Annotated in this window: 15 protein-coding genes; all 15 read left to right on the top strand. The window is 69.2% G+C overall.

The window, feature by feature from the left end:
• Positions 1–96 precede the first annotated feature (96 nt).
• The 15 genes from ccmI to gatA all read left to right on the top strand — a co-directional run bounded on the left by ccmI (position 97) and on the right by gatA (position 18,211).
• Positions 97–1,257: a c-type cytochrome biogenesis protein CcmI gene (ccmI, locus tag ACUSIJ_RS00810; protein ID WP_449306442.1), complete on the top strand. Its 1,161-nt coding sequence runs from the start codon at positions 97–99 to the stop codon at positions 1,255–1,257.
• A complete protein-coding gene (ccmE, locus tag ACUSIJ_RS00805) occupies positions 1,254–1,727 on the top strand; it encodes a cytochrome c maturation protein CcmE (protein WP_449306441.1) in 474 nt (157 codons plus the stop codon). Before ccmI ends, ccmE begins: the two co-directional genes overlap by 4 nt.
• Positions 1,728–1,765: 38 nt before the next feature.
• Positions 1,766–3,757 (top strand): heme lyase CcmF/NrfE family subunit, encoded by a 1,992-nt coding sequence (locus ACUSIJ_RS00800; RefSeq protein ID WP_449306440.1) that lies wholly within the window; start codon positions 1,766–1,768, stop codon positions 3,755–3,757.
• 9 nt (positions 3,758–3,766) lie between these two features.
• Positions 3,767–4,225, top strand: coding sequence for a cytochrome c-type biogenesis protein (locus ACUSIJ_RS00795; protein ID WP_449306439.1), 459 nt, complete (start codon positions 3,767–3,769; stop codon positions 4,223–4,225).
• A gap of 159 nt (positions 4,226–4,384) precedes the next feature.
• The gene (locus ACUSIJ_RS00790) at positions 4,385–5,917 is read left to right on the top strand and encodes a Do family serine endopeptidase (RefSeq protein WP_449306438.1); all 1,533 of its coding nucleotides are present in this window, start codon (positions 4,385–4,387) and stop codon (positions 5,915–5,917) included.
• Between the two features lie 154 nt (positions 5,918–6,071).
• Positions 6,072–6,755 (top strand): response regulator transcription factor, encoded by a 684-nt coding sequence (locus ACUSIJ_RS00785; protein ID WP_449306666.1) that lies wholly within the window; start codon positions 6,072–6,074, stop codon positions 6,753–6,755.
• A gap of 34 nt (positions 6,756–6,789) precedes the next feature.
• Positions 6,790–8,205 (top strand): ATP-binding protein, encoded by a 1,416-nt coding sequence (locus ACUSIJ_RS00780; RefSeq protein ID WP_449306665.1) that lies wholly within the window; start codon positions 6,790–6,792, stop codon positions 8,203–8,205.
• Entirely contained in the window at positions 8,202–11,159 is a 2,958-nt protein-coding gene (locus ACUSIJ_RS00775; RefSeq protein WP_449306437.1) for a bifunctional [glutamine synthetase] adenylyltransferase/[glutamine synthetase]-adenylyl-L-tyrosine phosphorylase, read from the top strand. Before ACUSIJ_RS00780 ends, ACUSIJ_RS00775 begins: the two co-directional genes overlap by 4 nt.
• Before the next feature lie 177 nt (positions 11,160–11,336).
• Entirely contained in the window at positions 11,337–12,293 is a 957-nt protein-coding gene (locus tag ACUSIJ_RS00770; RefSeq protein ID WP_449306436.1) for an aspartate carbamoyltransferase catalytic subunit, read from the top strand.
• Positions 12,290–13,606: a dihydroorotase gene (locus tag ACUSIJ_RS00765; RefSeq protein ID WP_449306435.1), complete on the top strand. Its 1,317-nt coding sequence runs from the start codon at positions 12,290–12,292 to the stop codon at positions 13,604–13,606. Before ACUSIJ_RS00770 ends, ACUSIJ_RS00765 begins: the two co-directional genes overlap by 4 nt.
• A gap of 13 nt (positions 13,607–13,619) precedes the next feature.
• Positions 13,620–14,234 (top strand): glycerol-3-phosphate 1-O-acyltransferase PlsY, encoded by a 615-nt coding sequence (gene plsY / locus ACUSIJ_RS00760; protein WP_449306434.1) that lies wholly within the window; start codon positions 13,620–13,622, stop codon positions 14,232–14,234.
• Positions 14,235–14,367: 133 nt separating this feature from the next.
• Positions 14,368–15,591 carry a DNA-processing protein DprA gene (gene dprA / locus ACUSIJ_RS00755; RefSeq protein ID WP_449306664.1) on the top strand — a complete coding sequence of 408 codons (1,224 nt, stop codon included), beginning with the start codon at positions 14,368–14,370 and terminating at the stop codon, positions 15,589–15,591.
• A 171-nt stretch (positions 15,592–15,762) separates the two neighbouring features.
• On the top strand, positions 15,763–16,275 hold the full coding sequence (locus ACUSIJ_RS00750) for a DUF1697 domain-containing protein (RefSeq protein WP_449306433.1): 513 nt from the start codon (positions 15,763–15,765) through the stop codon (positions 16,273–16,275).
• A 170-nt stretch (positions 16,276–16,445) separates the two neighbouring features.
• The gene (gatC, locus tag ACUSIJ_RS00745) at positions 16,446–16,733 is read left to right on the top strand and encodes an Asp-tRNA(Asn)/Glu-tRNA(Gln) amidotransferase subunit GatC (protein WP_449306432.1); all 288 of its coding nucleotides are present in this window, start codon (positions 16,446–16,448) and stop codon (positions 16,731–16,733) included.
• A complete protein-coding gene (gene gatA, locus ACUSIJ_RS00740; RefSeq protein ID WP_449306663.1) occupies positions 16,733–18,211 on the top strand; it encodes an Asp-tRNA(Asn)/Glu-tRNA(Gln) amidotransferase subunit GatA in 1,479 nt (492 codons plus the stop codon). The genes gatC and gatA overlap by 1 nt, the downstream gene beginning before the upstream one ends.
• Positions 18,212–18,214: the final 3 nt, after the last annotated feature.

Raw genomic sequence — 18,214 nt, 5'->3', positions numbered from 1 at the left:
TGGGAGCGCGGCTGCGGACGCGCGCGGGCCGCCCGTGACCATATGTCGCCGCGAACACGTGTCAGCGCGGGCGCGAAGCTGATGATATGAAGGCACATGACCATCTGGTTTTTATTCGCTCTAATGACGGGCGCAGTCATTCTCGCGGTGCTGCTGCCGCTGTCGCGCAGGCCGCGGACGGCGGGCGGCGGCGTCGATGACGCGGCGTTCTTCCGCGACCAGATCGCCGATATCGAGCGCGAGGTGGCGCGCGGGCTCATGCCGGCGGCGGAAGGCGAGGCCGCTCGCGCCGAGGCAGCCCGGCGTCTGCTGCGCGCCGTCTCCGAAGAACCCGATGACGGCGACCAGAAAGGCGAACCGGCGCTGCGCCGCAGGCGCGCGGCCTCGGCGATCGCGATTTCGTCCATTCCGCTCGTCGCGCTGACGCTCTACGGCGCGCTCGGCCACCCGGACGTTCCCGACGCGCCGCTCGCCGGCCGCATGACGGTCGACGACCCGCGCGCGCTCGGCCTCAACGAGGCGGTGGCGCGGGTGGAGGGGCATCTCGCGCGCCAGCCCGACGACGGGCGCGGCTGGGAGGTGCTCGCCCCCATCTACATGCGCGCCGGTCGCTTCAACGATGCGGTGCGCGCCTTCGGCGAGGCGCTGCGGCTGAACGGAGAGACGTCGAACCGGCTCGCGAATCTGGGCGAGGCGCTGGTGATGGCAGGCGATGGCGTCGTGACCGCCGATGCGCGCGCGGCTTTCGACCGCGCGCTCAAGGCCGACCCCGCCAACGTCAAGGCCGCCTATTATCTCGCCATCGCTGCCGATCAGGACGGCGACCGCGCGGGGGCGCTCGCGCGGCTGCGCGAACTCGTGGCCTCCGCGCCGGCCGATGCGCCGTGGCGGTCCATGGTGGCGGCGCGCATCGCGGCCCTCGAGGATCCGACGCGGACGGACGCCGGCCGCGCCATCGCCGGTCTCGCGCCGGAGGAGCGCATGCAGGCGATCCGCGGGATGGTGGCGCAGCTCGCCGCCCGCGTCGAGGCAGACGACGGGGCCTCGCTTGACGACTGGCTGCAGCTGATACGATCCTACGCCGTTCTGGGCGACCGCGCCGGGGCATCGCGCACCGTGGCGTCGGCACGCGCGCGTTTTGCCGCGGACACGCAGGCCCTGCGCGCGGTTGAAACGCTGGCGGGCGAACTACAGATCACGGATGAGCGGGCGCCGGCGGAGCCGGCCGCACGTCCTGAGGGGGAGAGCGGGCAATGACGAGAAAGCAGCGCCGACTGACGCTGATCGCCGGTGGGCTTGCGGTGCTGGGGACGGCGCTGGGGCTGGTGCTGTTCGCCATGCGCGACACCATCGTGTTCTTCCGCTCGCCCTCGGACGTCGCCGAGATGGGCATCGCGCCCGGCACGCGCATGCGCCTCGGCGGCCTCGTCAAGGAGGGCTCGGTCGTCAAGCCCGGCGGGCAGAGCGTGCACTTCGTCGTCACCGACGGCGCCGGCGAGATCGCGGTGAGCTACAGCGGCCTGCTGCCCGACCTGTTCCGCGAGGGCCAGGGGGTGGTAACGGAGGGCGTTCTCACGCCCGACGGCAGTTTTTCCGCCGACAGCGTGCTCGCCCGCCACGACGAGAACTACATGCCGCGCGAGGTCGCGGACGCGCTCAAGGAAAAGGGGCTGTGGCAGCATGCCGACGGCGTCGCGGATGCCGCCGCTCCCTCCCTGACGCAGTGACACGGACAGCGTTTGGCATCAACGGCATCGGGGTCTGAATGCTCGTCGAGATTGGACATTATGCGCTGACGCTGGCGCTCGGCCTCTCCCTGGTGCAGTGCGTGCTGCCCTTCTGGGGCGCGCGGGCGGGCGACGGCGCGCTGATGGCCATGGCCGCACCCGCCGCCATCGCCACCTTCGCCACCCTCCTGCTGTCGTTCTCGGCGCTCACCTATGCCTATGTCGTCTCCGACTTCTCGGTGCTGAACGTCGTCGAGAACTCGCATTCACTGAAGCCGATGATCTACAAGATCAGCGGCGTGTGGGGCAATCACGAGGGCTCCATGCTGCTGTGGGTGCTGATCCTGGCGCTGTTCGGCGCGCTGGTGGCGCTGTCGCCATCCCTGCCCGAGCGGCTGAAGGCGCTGACGCTCTGCGTGCAGGCGTCCGTGACGATCGCGTTCCTGCTGTTCATCCTGCTGACCTCGAACCCGTTCGCGCGGCTCGATCCCGCGCCGTTCGAGGGGCGTGACCTCAACCCGCTGCTGCAGGACATCGGCCTCGCGGTCCATCCACCGCTGCTCTATCTCGGCTATGTCGGCTTCTCGATCTCGTTCGCCTTCGCCGCCGCCGCGCTCATCGACGGGCGCATCGACGCCGTGTGGGCGCGCGCCGCCCGGCCGTGGACGCTGACCGCCTGGGTGTTCCTGACGCTCGGCATCTCGATGGGCTCCTACTGGGCCTATTACGAACTCGGCTGGGGCGGCTGGTGGTTCTGGGACCCGGTGGAGAACGCCTCGTTCATGCCGTGGCTCGCCGGCACGGCGCTCATCCACTCCACCGTGGTGATGGAGAAGCGCGACGCGCTCAAGGTGTGGACCATCCTGCTCGCCGTCATCACGTTCTCGCTGTCGCTGATCGGCACGTTCCTCGTGCGCTCGGGCGTGCTCACCTCGGTACACGCCTTCGCCACCGATCCTGAGCGCGGCACGTTCATCTTGGCTATCCTGACGTTCTTCATCGGCGGCTCGCTGGCGCTGTTCGCTTGGCGCGCGCCCATGCTGCGCCAGGGCGGCATCTTCGCGCCCGTCTCGCGCGAGGGGGCGTTGGTGCTCAACAACCTGCTGCTGTCCACCGCCTGCGCCACGGTGTTCATCGGCACGCTCTATCCGCTGGCGCTGGAGGGGCTGACCGGCGACAAGATTTCCGTCGGGCCGCCCTATTTCGAGGCGACCTTCCTGCCGATCATGATGCCGCTCGTTGCCATCATGCCGCTCGGCCAGACGCTCGCCTGGAAGCGGGGCGACCTTCTGGGCGCGGCGCAGCGGCTGCTGGGCGCCCTCGCGCTGGCGCTCGTCCTGTCGCTGATCGTCCTCGTCGCGGCCCGCGGCGGGCCGGTGCTGGCGCTCGTCGGCGTCGGACTGGGGTTCTTCGCGCTCGCGGGCTCGCTCTCCGAGATCGTCACGCGCTCCTGGACGCGGGGCATGCCGCTCGCCACCGCGTGGCGGCGGGCGAGGGGCCTGCCGCGTTCCGCCTGGGGCACGGCGATGGCCCACGCCGGCATCGGCGTCGTGGTGCTCGGCATATCGGCGACCGCCTGGGGGGTGGAGACGCTCGCCGTCGTCCGTCCGGGCGAGACCATCGCCGCCGGTCCCTACACGCTGCGCCTCGAGGCGGTGACGCCGCGCACGCAGCATACCTACCGGGCCGAGGTGGCGCGCTTCTCGGTGCTGCGCGGCGGCGTTCCCGTCGGCCCGCTCGAGGCGGAGAAGCGCTTCTACGCCACGCGCGGCATGGCGACCACCGAGGCCGGCCTGATGACGCGCGGCCTCGGCCAGATCTACGTCGGGCTCGGCGAGCCGGATGCGGGCGGCGGCATCGGCGTGCGGCTCTACTGGAAGCCCTACGTGCTGCTGATCTGGATCGGCACGCTGATAACGGCGTTCGGCGGCGCGCTCTCGCTCACCGACCGGCGGCTGCGCATCGGCGTGCCCCGGAAGGCCCGTGCCCGCGTGAAGCCGGCCGTCGCCGCCGCATCCGCGGCTTCGTGAGGGCGGGCGATGCGCTGGCTGGCTTTCCTCCTCCTGTTCCTGGCGCTGGCGGCGCCGGCCGCCGCCGTGCAGCCGGACGAGGTGCTGCCGGACGCTGCCCTCGAGAGTCGCGCGCGAAAAATATCGGCGGAGCTGCGCTGCCTCGTCTGCCAGAACGAATCGATCGACGATTCGAGTGCGCCGCTGGCGCGCGACCTGCGCCTTCTCGTGCGCGACCGGCTCAAGGCCGGCGACAGCGACGCAGAGGTGACGGATTTCATCGTCGCGCGCTACGGCGAGTTCGTGCTGCTGCGGCCGGTGTTCGGTGCGCACACGCTCTTGTTATGGCTCGGACCCGTCGCGATATTCCTGCTGGGCGCGCTCGTCGTGCTGCGTTCTGCCGGACAGGGCGGAAGGCGGCAGGCGACAGCGCTCAGCGCGCAGGAAAAGGCGCAGCTCGACGCCGTACTGCGCCAGGACGACGAGTGAGCCTGCGGCGGATGGGCCTGCGGCAAGTGAAGGCGACCTTACCGATTTTTCATGCTGCGTTGATACCCTCGTAAGGGTCGCCTCTCCATAGTCGTCATCAACACGGCGGGGTTCGGTGTGTCGCGTAGCCCCGCCCGAATCGATTGTCAGGAGAGATTGATGCCCGATATCAAGACCACGAAATCCCCCGCATCGCGCCCCCGCATCCGCTCGATGCTGCTCGGCGCGGTTGCGCTTGCGGCGCTCGCGGGCACCGGCACGCTGGCCAACTTCGCCTTCACGCCGCCGACCGCCGCCAACGCCCAGAGCGTGACGGCCGAGCCTTCGGCGCCTGTGGTCGTACCCGGTCAGACCTCGTTCGCCGATCTCGTCGACCGCGTGAAGCCGGCCGTGGTGTCGGTGCGGGTCAAGATCGCCGTCGAGCAGAGCGAGCAGACGCCGTCGCTGCAGCAGTTCGGCTTCCCGCCCGGCAGCCCGTTCGAGGAGTTCTTCCGCCGCTTCGGCGCGCCGCCCGATCAGGAGCAGCGCCCCGGCCGCCGCGGTCCCAGTCCGCGCCGCTTCGGCGAGGCCCAGGGCTCGGGCTTCTTCATCTCGGAAGACGGCTACATCGTCACCAACAACCATGTGGTCGAGAAGAGCTCCGAGGTCGAGGTCCGCACCGACGACGGCAAGACGCTCACCGCCAAGGTCATCGGCACCGATCCGCGCACGGACATCGCGCTGCTGAAGGTGGACGAGAAGGGGCCCTATCCCTTCGTCGCCTTCGCGGAGGGCCTGCCGCGCGTCGGCGACTGGGTGCTGGCGGTCGGCAACCCGTTCGGCCTCGGCGGCACGGTGACGGCCGGTATCGTCTCGGCGCGCGGCCGCGACATCGGCGCCGGCCCCTATGACGACTTCCTCCAGATCGACGCGTCGGTCAACCGGGGCAACTCGGGCGGCCCCGCCTTCGACCTCGCCGGCAACGTGGTGGGCGTGAACACGGCCATCGCCTCGCCGTCCGGCGGCAGCGTCGGCATCGCCTTCGCCATCCCGGCCGAGACCGTGCAGAAGGTGGTGGGCGAGATCCGCGAACACGGCACCGTGCGCCGCGGCTTCCTCGGCGTGCAGATCCAGCCGGTGACGGAGGACATCGCGTCGAGCATCGGTCTCTCCAGGGCCGAGGGCGCCATCGTCGCCCGCGTCGAGAACGACAGCCCCGCCGACAAGGCCGGCGTCAAAACCGGCGACGCCATCACCGCCGTCAACGGCAAGCCGGTGAAGGACGCGCGCGAGCTGTCGCGCGAGATCGCGGGCTTCAACCCCGGCACCACCGTGGAGCTGAAGGTGTGGCGCGACGGCAAGGAGAGCACCCTCGAGGTGAGGCTCACCGAACTGCCCGGCGACAGCGGCACCGCCGCTGCCGAGGAGCGTGAAGGCGGCAGCCTCGGCCTGCGGCTTGCGCCGGCCGGCAGCGTCGGCGGCGCGGGCAAGGAGGGGGTCGTCGTTGTCGGCGTCGAGCCCGACAGCGCTGCCGAGGAGCGCGGCTTCCGCACCGGCGACGTGATCCTGGAGGTCTCCGGCCAGAAGGTCGAGAGCCCCGCCGACGTGCGCAGGGCGGTCGCCGCCGTGCGCAAGGAGGGCAAGCGGGCGGTGCTGTTCCGCGTGCAGTCGCAGGAAGGCACGCGCTTCATCGCGCTGCCCGTCGGCGAGTGATCTGCGGGCGAGTGATCCGCGGGCGAGTGATCCGCAGGCGGGTGATCCGCACTTAGACGCTATCATCCAGAATGCTGTCATCGCGGCTGTGTCTTCTCCGCGGAGTGGACGCAGCCGCTTTTCTTTGGAGAAAGGGGGGGCTATTCTCGTGACTGTGAGAATTCTTGTTATCGAAGACGATCTTGACGCTGCGGGCTACATCACCAAGGCGTTGCGGGAGGCGGGCCATCTCGCCGATCACGCGGCGGACGGGCTGGAGGGCTATGCGCTGGCGCGCGAGGGCAATTACGACGTGCTCGTGGTCGACCGCATGCTGCCGAAGCTCGACGGGCTGTCCGTGATCCGGTCGCTGCGCGAGCAGAAGGTGGAGACGCCGGTGCTCATCCTCTCGGCGCTGGGGCAGGTCGACGACCGGGTGAAGGGACTGCGCGCGGGCGGCGACGACTACCTCGCCAAGCCCTACTCCTTCTCGGAGCTGCTGGCGCGGGTGGAGGCGCTGGCGCGCCGGCGCGTCGGCCCGGCCGGCGAGGCCACCGTCTATCGCGTCGGCGATCTCGAGCTCGACCGCCTGTCGCACAACGTGACACGCGCGGGCGAGGAGATCGTGCTGCAGCCGCGCGAGTTCCGCCTGCTCGAATACCTGATGCGCAACGCCGGCCAGGTAGTGACGCGCACCATGCTGCTGGAGAACGTCTGGGACTACCATTTCGACCCGCAGACCAACGTCATCGACGTGCACGTGTCGCGCTTGCGCTCCAAGATCGACAAGGGTCACGCTACCCCCTTGATCCATACGGTTCGCGGCGCGGGGTACATGATCCGTGACGGCTCTCGGTAAGCTTTTCCGCACGACGGCGTTCAAGCTGTCGGCCATGTATCTGCTGCTGTTCGTGCTCTTCGCCGGCTTCGTCATCGGCTATGTGGGCTGGAACACGCGGCAGGTGATGGACGGGCAGATCCGTGACACCATCGCGGCGGAGATTCGCGGCCTTTCCGAACAATACCGCATCGGCGGCATCCGCCGCCTCGTCACGGTCATCGACCGGCGCACGCGCGAGCCGGGCGCCTCGCTCTATCTGGTGACCACCTTCGCGGGCGAGTACCTGACCGGCAATGTCGATTCGGTGCCGCTCGACATCCTCGACCGGCCCGGGGTGCACGAAACCTTCTACAGCCCCGGCGACGAGCTGGAGCCGCGCTCGCGCGAGGCCATGGCCCACGTCTTCATCCTGCCGGGGGGCTTCCGGCTGCTGGTGGGGCGGGATCTCGGCGAGCGCGAGCGCATCGACAACGTCATCCGCGATGCGCTGCTGCTGTCGCTCGGGCTCGTCACCATCCTCGCCTGCATCGGCGGCTGGTTCATCATGGGCCGCGTGCTCAAGCGCGTCGACGCCATGACGGAGACGACGCGCACCATCATGGCCGGCGATCTCGGCGGGCGGCTCGCGGTCGCCGGCAACGGCGACGAGCTCGACCGGCTGGCGCTGAACCTCAACGCCATGCTCGACCGCATCAACGAGCTGATGACCGGCATGAAGGAAGTGTCCGACAACATCGCCCACGACCTCAAGACGCCGCTCACCCGTCTGCGCAACCGCGCCGAGGAGGCCCTGCGCAGCGCCCGCACGACCGAGGAATACGTGCGCGCGCTCGAGGATACGATCGAGGAATCGGACAGCCTCATCAGCGTGTTCAACGCGCTGCTGACCATCGCGCGCCTCGAGGCGGGCAACACCCCCGCCAACGGCGCGACGTTCGATCTGGCGGAAACGGCGCGCTCCGTCGCCGAGCTCTACGAGGCCGTCGCCGACGAGGCCCACACGCCGGTCGTGGTCGAGATCGCGCCGGACCTCGCGCTGCCGGTCGCGGGCAACCGCGAGCTCGCGGGCCAGGCGCTCGCCAATCTGGTCGACAACGCGCTGAAATACGGCAGGTGCGAGGAAACCCCGACCCCGCCCATCGTCATCGCCGCGCGGCGCGACCGCGACGCCGACGGGCGGGAGATGGCGGTGATCGAGGTGGCGGATCGCGGGCCAGGCATTCCCGAGGAGGAGCGCGAGCACGTGCTGGAGCGTTTCACGCGGCTCGAATCGTCGCGCACCAGCCCGGGCTTCGGGCTGGGGCTCAGCCTCGTCGCCGCCGTGGTGCGCATGCACGAGGGGCGGCTGACGCTGACGGACAACGCGCCGGGACTGCGCGTCGTGCTCGCCTTGCCGCTGGCGCCCGTTTCTGACACGATCGCTCCGCCGCCCGCATCGGGGGAGGCGGCGATGGAGCACCTCACGTGACAGACACCGCGTCTTCGGAGACAGCGCCATCCGGGTTGCAGCCGCTCATCGCGCGGATAGGCCGCGCGCCCGTGCTCGCCGACGAGGCGCGGGCGCTCGCGGATCTCGGCGAGATCGAGGCGAGCGACCGGTGGCCGCCCGTGGTGCGCAGGCTCATTGCAGGGCTTGGCGAGCACTCGCCGTTTCTGTGGCGGCTTGCCGTCAACGACGGCGCACGGCTGGAGCGGCTGCTGGCGTTGGGCGCCGAGGACAGCCGCGACCGCATCCTGGCCGAGGTGGCGCAGGCAGCGGCGGAGACTGACGCGCCCGCTTTCATGCGCCGCATCCGGCGCGCGCGGGCGGAGCACGCGCTCCTCGTCGCGCTCGCCGATCTCGGCGGCGTGTGGCCGCTCGAGGCGGTGGTCGAATCGCTCTCGGCCTTCGCCGATGCGGCGGTGAAAAGCGCCGTCCGCTTCATCCTGCTCAATGCGGTCGAAGCCGGGCGCTTCAGCCCGCCCGACCGCCAGGATCCCGAAAGGGATTCGGGCCTCGTGGTGCTGGCGCTCGGCAAGCACGGGGCGAGGGAGCTCAACTATTCCAGCGATATCGACATCGTCCTGTTCTACGATCCGGAGGCGCCGGTCACGGGGCGCGATGCGCCGCCGGCGTTCTTCGTCAAGCTCGCGCGCGATCTCGTCAAGCTGCTGCAGGAGCGCACCGGCGACGGCTACGTCTTCCGGGTGGACCTGCGCCTGCGGCCCGACCCCGGCTCGACCGCTCCTGCCGTCGCGCTGCCCACCGCCTTCACCTATTACGAGACCGTGGGGCAGAACTGGGAGCGCGCCGCCTTCATCAAGGCGCGCGCGATCGCCGGCGACCTTGCGCTTGCCGAACGGTTCCTGTCTGACCTCAAGCCTTTCATCTGGCGGAAATATTTCGATTTCGCCACCATTGCCGACATCCACGCAATGAAGCGGCAGATCCATGCCGTGCGCGGCCACAGCGAGATCGCGGTCGCGGGGCACGACATCAAGCTCGGGCGCGGCGGCATCCGCGAGATCGAGTTCTTCGTCCAGACCCAGCAGCTCGTGTTCGGCGGCCGGCGTCCCTCGCTGCGCGGCCGGCGCACGCTCGACATGCTGAAGGCGCTCACCGAGGACGGCTGGATCACCGCGCAAGCCCGCGACGACCTCACCACGGCCTATGTCTTCCTGCGCACCATCGAGCATCGCCTACAGATGGTGGCCGACGAGCAGACCCAGCGCCTGCCGACCGACGCGGCCGAACTGGAGCGTTTCGCCCGTTTCTGCGGCTTCGCATCCCTTGAAGCCTTCGCGGCCGCGCTGACGCATCATGCCCAGATCGTGCAGGAGCACTACGCGCTCCTGTTCGAGGAGGCGCCGGAACTGGCGGCCGATGCCGGCAGCCTCGTCTTCACCGGCGCGGGGGACGATCCGGAAACATTGCAGACATTGCAGCGCCTTGGCTTCCGCGAGCCGTCCCGCGTGGCCGAGACCGTGCGCGGCTGGCATTTCGGCCGCCGCAAGGCCGTCACCAGTGCCCGCGCCCGCGCGGTGCTGACCGAGATCACGCCGGCGCTCCTCACCGCGCTGGGGCGCACGGCGGCCCCCGATGCGGCGCTCGGGGCGCTCGACGAGGCGTTCGGGCGCATCCCGGCCGTGGTCGAGCTGCTGTCGATCCTGCGCTCCAACGACAAGCTGCTGGCGCTGTTCGCCGATCTGCTCGGCTCCGCGCCGCGCCTCACCGATATCGTGGCGCAAAGCCCGCACGTGCTCGATGCGGTGATCGACCCGGCCTTCTTCTCCGCCGCCGTCGACGCGCGCACCGTGGGCGAGCGCGTGCGCGGCCTCGTGGCGGTGGGGCAATCGGGAGCCGCGGTCGGGGCGTTCGAGGAATTCCTCGACAGGGCGCGCGACGCCGCCCGGCAGGAGACCTTTCTCACCGGCGCGCGGCTCATCTCCGGCATCATCGCGCCCGAGACCGCAGGCGTGGCCTACGCGGCTATCGCCGGGGCGCTGGTCAACGTGACGCTCGACAACGTCCACAGGGCCTTTGCCGCCGAACACGGCACGGTGCCGGGCGCGCGCATGGTCGTGCTCGGACTGGGGCGGCTCGGCGCGCGCGAGATGACGGCGGCATCTGACCTCGACCTCGTCGCGCTCTACGATTTCGATCCCGAGCACAGCCGCAGCGACGGCCAGCGCCCGCTCGACGCGGTGGTGTATCACGCCCGCCTGACCCAGCGGCTCGTGAGCGCGCTCACCGTGCCGACGCGCCGGGGGCGGCTCTACGAGGTCGACATGCGGCTGCGGCCTTCCGGCAGCCAGGGGCCGGTCGCGACCCAGTTCCGCGGCTTCGTCGACTACTACGCGCAGCGCGCGGAGGTGTGGGAGCACATGGCGCTGACGCGCGCGCGGGCGGTCGCGGGCCATCCCGGCCTTGCCCGCGAGGTGGGCGAGGCCATCCGCAGCGTGCTGCGCCAGAAGCGCGACCGGGCCGCGCTCGCCAAGGCGGTGAGCGACATGCGGACGCTGATCGAATTCGAAAAGGGGCAGGCCGACGGCTGGGACCTGAAACTCGCCCGCGGCGGCCTGTTCGATCTCGAATTCCTGGCGCAGTATCTGGTGCTGGCCCATGCCGCCGATCACGCGGAACTGACGGCCGATGTCGGCACCGCCCGCGTCTTCGACGTCGCGGGCGCGCTCGGGCTCGTGCCGCAGGAGACGACCGAGACGCTGCGCACCGGCTATCGGCTGTTGTCGGACGTGTTCCAGTGGCAGCGCCTGACCGTCGATGGCCGGTTCGACCCCGAAAAGGTGCCGCCGGCCGTGGTGACCCGCATCGCCAACGCCGTCGGCCTGCCCGACGGCAAGGTGCTGGCGCTCCACCTCGACGAGACGCGGACAAGGGTGCGCCAGGTCTACGAGACGATTCTGGGGGCGAGCAGGAGTTGATCCGTTAGATCATGTTTTCCATATATTATATTGAAATATAAATAACTCTTTTCTCAATTCTCGCCGAGAAGGTTCGCCGCCTCCGAATAGTCCCCTGAAATCTGCACGGCTTGGCCTGTACGGCTGCGTTGATCGATTTTCAAGCGGCGCAGAATCCTCTATAGGGGTGCCTTCAGAATGAGCGAGCATCACACCCCCCTCTTTCCGCACCGGCATCTGCTCGGTATCGAAGGCCTGTCGCGCCCCGACATCGAGGCGCTGCTCGAACTCGCCGACAAGGCCGTCGAGGTCAGCCGCCAGGTGGAGAAGAAACGGGCGACCCTGCGCGGCCGCACGCAGATCAACCTGTTTTTCGAGCCCTCCACCCGCACCCAGTCGTCGTTCGAGCTCGCCGGCAAGCGGCTCGGCGCCGATGTCATGAACATGGCGGTGTCGTCCTCCTCGGTGAAGAAGGGCGAGACGCTGATCGACACCGCCATCACGCTCAACGCCATGCACCCGGACATCATCGTGGTGCGCCATCACGCGGCGGGCGCGGTGCACCTGCTGGCGCGCAAGGTGGACTGCTCGGTGATCAACGGCGGCGACGGCGCGCACGAGCACCCGACCCAGGCCCTGCTCGACGCGCTCACCATCCGCCGCAACAAGGGCCGCATCGAGGGGCTGACGGTGGCCATCTGCGGCGACGTGCTGCATTCGCGCGTGGCGCGCTCCAACATCATCCTGCTGCAGGCGCTGGGGGCGCGGGTGCGCTGCGTCGGCCCCTCGACGCTGCTGCCCGCGGGCATCGAAACCTTTGGCGTCGATACCTTCACCGACATGAAGAACGGCCTCGAAGGCGCTGATATCGTTATGATGTTGCGCCTGCAGCGCGAGCGCATGAACGGGTCGTTCGTGCCCTCCGTCAAGGAATATTTCCGCTTCTACGGGCTGGATGAGGAAAAGCTCGGCTATGCGAAACCGGACGCGCTCGTGATGCATCCCGGCCCGATGAACCGGGGCGTCGAGATTTCCTCGACCGTGGCGGACGGCGCGCAGTCGCTCATCCGCGAGCAGGTCGAGATGGGGGTTGCCGTGCGCATGGCGGTGCTCGAGGCGCTGGCGCAGCATCTGCCGAACCGGGGGCCGAAATGAGCGCTTTCTCACCGCCGCACCTGCTCCACAACGCGCGCATCGTCGATCCGGCCACGGGCCGGGACGAGCGCGGCGGCGTGCTGGTGCGCGCCGGGCTCATCGTCGATGTCGGGCCGCATGTCGTCAGCGGCAGCGGGCCGGAGGGCGCGCGGGAGACGGACTGCCACGGCCACGTGCTCGCGCCCGGCCTCGTGGACCTGCGCGCCTTCATCGGCGAGCCTGGGGCCGAGCACCGCGAGACGCTGAAGACCGCGAGCGAGGCGGCGGCGGCGGGCGGCGTCACCACCATCGTCTGCATGCCCGAGACCAACCCGCCGATCGACGAGCCGGCCATCGTGGACTTCGTGCTGCGCCGGGCGCGCGACACGGCCATCGTGCACGTGCACCCCGCCGCGGCCCTCACCAAGGAATTGAACGGGCGGGAACTCACCGAGATCGGCCTGCTGCGCGAGGCGGGCGCGGTGGCCTTCACCGACGGCACGCGCTCCGTCACCAATGCGCAGGTGCTGCGCCGGGCGCTGACCTACGCGCGCGATTTCGACGCGCTCGTCGTCAATCACGTCGAGGACCCCGACCTCGTCGGGCAGGGCGTGATGAACGAGGGCGCGCGCGCGAGCCTGCTCGGCCTGCACGGCATCCCGCGCGAGGCCGAGACCGTGGTGCTGGAGCGCGACATCCGGCTCGCGCGGCTCACCGGCGCGCGCTATCACGCGGCGATGATCTCGTGCGCCGATTCGGTCGAGATCGTCCGCCGCGCCAAGGATGGCGGCCTGCCGGTGACATGCGGCGTGTCGATCAACAACCTGACGCTGAACGAACTCGACATCGGCGACTACCGCACCTTCCTGCGCCTCTCGCCGCCGCTGCGCGACGAGGCGGATCGGCAGGCGGTGATCGTGGCGCTGGCCGAGGGCGTGATCGACGTCATCGTCTCCGACCACAACCCGCAGGACGTGGAAACCAAGCGCCAGCCCTTCTCGGAGGCGGAGAACGGCGCGCTCGGGCTGGAGACCATGCTGTCCGCCGGCCTCAGGCTGGTGGAATCCGGGCATGTGACCCTCCCGCGCCTCCTGGCCGCGCTGTCGCACCGCCCGGCCTCGCTCATCGGGCTGCAGGGTGGCGCGCTTTCCGCCGGCAAGCCGGCCGATCTTATTATTCTCGACATCGATTTCCCGTATGTCGTAGACAAGATGAAGCTGCATTCGAAAAGCAAGAACTCGCCTTTCGACGAAGCGCGTCTCACCGGCAGGGTGCTGAAAACCTATATCGCCGGCCGCCTCATATACGAATACGACGAACAAGACGAACAATAAGACGGAAACTCCCATGGCTGACGTGCTTGCGATCTTCTGGCCGCAAGGTCTTCTGGCATTGTTCATCGGCTATCTGTTCGGCTCGATACCCTTCGGCCTGCTGCTGACGCGCTTCGCCGGGCTCGGCGACATCCGCGCCATCGGTTCGGGCAATATCGGCGCCACCAACGTGCTGCGCACCGGCAACCGGGCGCTCGCGGCCTCCACCCTGCTCGGCGACATGCTGAAGGGTGCGGCCGCCGTCCTCGTCGCGGAAGTCTACCTCGGCGTCGACGCGTCGCTCTACGCGGCGCTGGGCGCGTTCGTCGGCCACGTGTTTCCGGTGTGGCTGCGGTTCAGGGGCGGCAAGGGGGTCGCGACCTTCCTCGGCTGCCTCCTCGCCCTGGCGCCGGTGGCGGCGCTGCTGTTCGCCGCCATCTGGCTGATCACCGCCGCCATCTACCGCTACTCGTCGCTCGCGGCGCTCGTCGCCAGCGCGTCGATGCCGATCGTGCTGTGGCAGACAGGTCAGGGCAAGGTTGCCGTGCTCTATTGCGTGCTCAGCGCGATTCTGTGGATCCGGCACCGGGAGAACGTCGCCCGCCTCGCCGCGAGGACCGAGCCGCGCATCGGCCAGAAGAGGCAGTGACGCCCCATGGCCGGGGAGCATGTCTCGTCGGCCATGGGCGAAGCCCATGCGGCGATTGAGCGAAATCCCATTCGGCATCGGTCGGAGACCGGGCCGATGGTATGAGAGGGCGGGAGTGAGAATGGCACATGGTGTGCGGCTCGACGACGAGCAGCGGCTTGGCTGGCTGCGTCTCATCCGTTCCGACAACGTCGGCCCCCGCACGTTCCGCACGCTGATCGCCCGCTTCGGCACCGCCTCCGCTGCGCTCGCCGCCCTGCCGGAGCTTGCGCGCAAGAGCGGGCGCACTATGCGCATCGCCACCGTCGAGGAGGTGGAGCGCGAGATCGCTGCCGCGAAACGGCTCGGCGTGAGCTTCGTCGCGCTCGGCGAGCCGGACTATCCCGCGGCCCTGCGCACCATCGATTCCGCGCCGCCGATCATCGCCGTCCGCGGCGATCTGGCCGTGCTGGCGCGACCGATGGTGGCGATCGTCGGCTCGCGCAACGCCTCCGCCAACGGCCAGACCTTCACCGAGCGCCTGGCGCGGGGGCTCGGCGAGGCGGGATTCGTCGTCGTGTCCGGGCTCGCGCGCGGCATCGATGCGCGGGCGCACGCCGCAAGCCTCACGACCGGCACCGTCGCCGTGCTCGCCGGCGGGCACGACAAGGTCTATCCGCCGGAGAACGAGCCGCTCCTCATGCAGATCGTCCAGCGGGGTGCTGCCATCTGTGAGATGCCGATGGGCTGGACGGCGCGCGGGCGCGACTTTCCGCGCCGCAACCGCGTGGTGTCGGGCCTTGCGCTCGGCACGGTGGTGGTCGAGGCGGCGCGCAAGTCCGGCTCGCTGATCACCGCCCGCTTCGCGGCCGAGCAGGGGCGGGAGGTGTTCGCTGTGCCGGGCTCGCCGCTCGACCCGCGCGCGCACGGCCCCAACGACCTGATCCGCGACGGCGCGACGCTGTGCACGGGGGTGGAGGATGTCGTGACCGCGCTCGCGCCGCTCGTCGACAGCGGCCCGGCGCAGAAGTCGCTGTTCGACGCCGACGACGTCAACGAGACCGGTGAACCCCTGTGGGACGAGTTCGACTGGCCCGAGATCGAGCCGCCGCCGGTCGCCCACCGCGCTGCCTACGACCCCGGTCTCTACGACGGCGGCAAGGGGGCGGCGGACGAGCGCGGCCGCTTCCCGGCCCAGATGGACGAGGGAGCGCGGATCGTCGCCGGGCTGCTCGGTGCCGCTCCGGTGGACATCGACGAACTGGTGCGCAGCTCCGGCCTGTCGGTGCGCGTCGTCCACATGGCGCTGCTCGACCTGGAGCTCGCCGGGCGCATCGCCCGCCATCCGGGCAACCGGGTGTCCTTGCTTGCGTCCTGACGTGCCGGTAGTGTCTCGGCTTGAATGTCGGGTTTCGACCCAACCCGGATGCCATGCGCGCCAATAGCAGACAAGGCATTCATTTTTTCTACGCCGCCACGCGAATGGCCGAAGCCGATGTTTCCGTCGCTTTCGACGGTCGTGCAAGATTCGAAATTCAAAGGAGACCGGATGCCCTCATACGTTGCACTGCTGCGCGCCGTCAATGTCGGCGGGACGGGAAAGCTGCCGATGTCCGAGTTGAAGGGGATGTGCATTGCCGAGGGTTTCGCAAAGGTTCAGACCTATATCGCCAGCGGCAATGTGGTTTTCTCCACGGACCAATCCGAGTTGGAGGTCAAGACGGCACTCGAGAAACGCCTGAAAGTCTTCGCCGGCAAATCGGTGGGCGTCATCGTGCGCACGGCGGAGGAGATGGCGGGCGTTCTGGAATCGAATCCATTCCCCCACTCTCCGCCAAACTGGACCGTCGCGATTTTTCTCGATGATCCCCCACTCGCTGACACGCTTGACATGCTGCAGGGTGTAGAGGACGAAGAGGTCCGCTTGGGCAAGCGAGAAATTTATGTGGTTTACGGTGCGGGCATGGGCCGTTCGAAGCTCAAGATTCCTGCCGCCGCGAATGGCACTGCCCGGAACATGAACACGATTGCTAGGCTCGTCGAACTCGCGGCCTCGATGTGAAGTGGCCAAGCCCCCACGGAATCAGGGGAAATTGTCCGATTTTCCACTGAGGTCGACATTCGAACGAGACGCTGCCGACGCGCACTTGACCTTGCGACCCTGTTCGCGTCGATGCTATAGCCCGGGGCTGGTACGACGAAGCCTGAAACGAACGAAAGTGACCGGATTCCATGGCCGTTGACGAAAACACCGTGCGCCGAATCGCGCATCTGGCGCGCATCAGGGTGACCGACGAAGAAGTCCCGCATCTGCTCAACGAACTGAACGCCATCCTCGATTTCGTCGCCCAATTGGACGAGGTGGACGTGAGCGCCGTCGAGCCGATGACGTCGGTGCTGCCGATGGCGCTGCGCCAGCGCGAGGACGGGGTGACGGACGGCGGCTATGCGGCGCGCATCGTCGCGAGCGCCCCCCAGTCCGAGGACAACTATTTCGTGGTTCCGAAGGTGGTGGAATGATGACGGATCTGACCCGGATCACCCTGGCCGAGGCGCGCGACGGCCTGAAGGCCGGTGCCTTTTCCGCCGCCGAGCTGGCGCAGGCCCATCTCGACGCCATCGAGGCAGCGAAGGCGCTCAATGCCTATGTGCTGGTCACGCCCGAAAAGGCGCTCGAGGGCGCGAAGGCGTCCGACGCGCGCATCGCCGCAGGCGAGGCCGGGCCGCTCGAGGGCATTCCGCTCGGCGTGAAGGACCTGTTCGCGACCGACGGCGTGCGCACGACCGCGTGCTCGCGCATCCTCGAAAACTTCGTCCCGTCCTATGAATCGACCGTCACCGCGCAGCTCTGGCGCGACGGCGCGGTGATGCTCGGCAAGCTCAACAACGACGAGTTCGCCATGGGCTCGTCGAACGAGACGTCGTATTTCGGCCCGGCGATCAACCCGTGGCGGAAGGCGGGCTCGGATGCGCGGCTGACGCCGGGTGGCTCCTCCGGCGGCTCGTCGGCGGCGGTGGCGGCGGGGCTCGCGCTCGGTGCGACCGCGACCGACACGGGCGGCTCCATCCGTCAGCCTGCGGCCTTCACCGGCACGGTGGGCATCAAGCCCACCTACGGGCGCTGCTCGCGCTGGGGCACGGTCGCCTTCGCCTCGTCGCTCGATCAGGCGGGGCCGATCACGCGCACGGTGCGCGATTCCGCCATCCTGCTGCGGTCGATGGCCGGTTTCGACCCGAAGGATTCGACCTCCGTCGATCGTCCGGTGCCCGACTACGAGGCCGCCGTCGGCCGTTCCGTCAGGGGGCTCAGGATCGGCATTCCGAAGGAGTACCGCCTCGAGGGCCTGTCGGCGGAGATCGATACCCTGTGGCAGCGCGGCGCGGAATGGCTGCGCGACGCGGGCGCCGAGGTGGTCGAGGTGTCGCTGCCGCACACGTCCTATGCGCTCGCGGTCTATTACATCGTCGCCCCGGCGGAGGCGTCCTCGAACCTCGCCCGGTATGACGGCGTGCGGTATGGCCTGCGCGTGCCGGGCCGGGACATCGCCGAGCTCTACGAGAACACCCGCGCCGCCGGTTTCGGCCGCGAGGTGAAGCGGCGCATCCTGATCGGCACCTATGTGCTGTCGGCCGGCTATTACGACGCCTATTACGTCAAGGCGCAGAAGATCCGCACGCTCATCCGGCAGGATTTCGAGAACGTCTATGCCGCGGGTGTCGACGCCATCCTGACGCCGGCGACGCCGACGCCGGCCTTTGGCATCGGCGAGAAGGTCAACGCGTCGCCGATCGAGATGTACCTGAACGACGTCTTCACCGTCACCGTCAACATGGCGGGCCTGCCGGGCCTTGCCGTGCCGGCGGGACTGGGCGCGGAGGGGCTGCCGCTCGGCCTGCAGCTCATCGGCCGGCCCTTCGACGAGGAGACGCTGTTCGCGCTCGGCGAGGCCATCGAACAGGCGGCCGGCCGTCTCGACGCGCCGCGCTGGTGGGGGTGAGCC

Source organism: Pseudochelatococcus sp. B33 (assembly GCF_053570585.1).
This window is presented reverse-complemented; position numbering and strand designations above follow the sequence as displayed.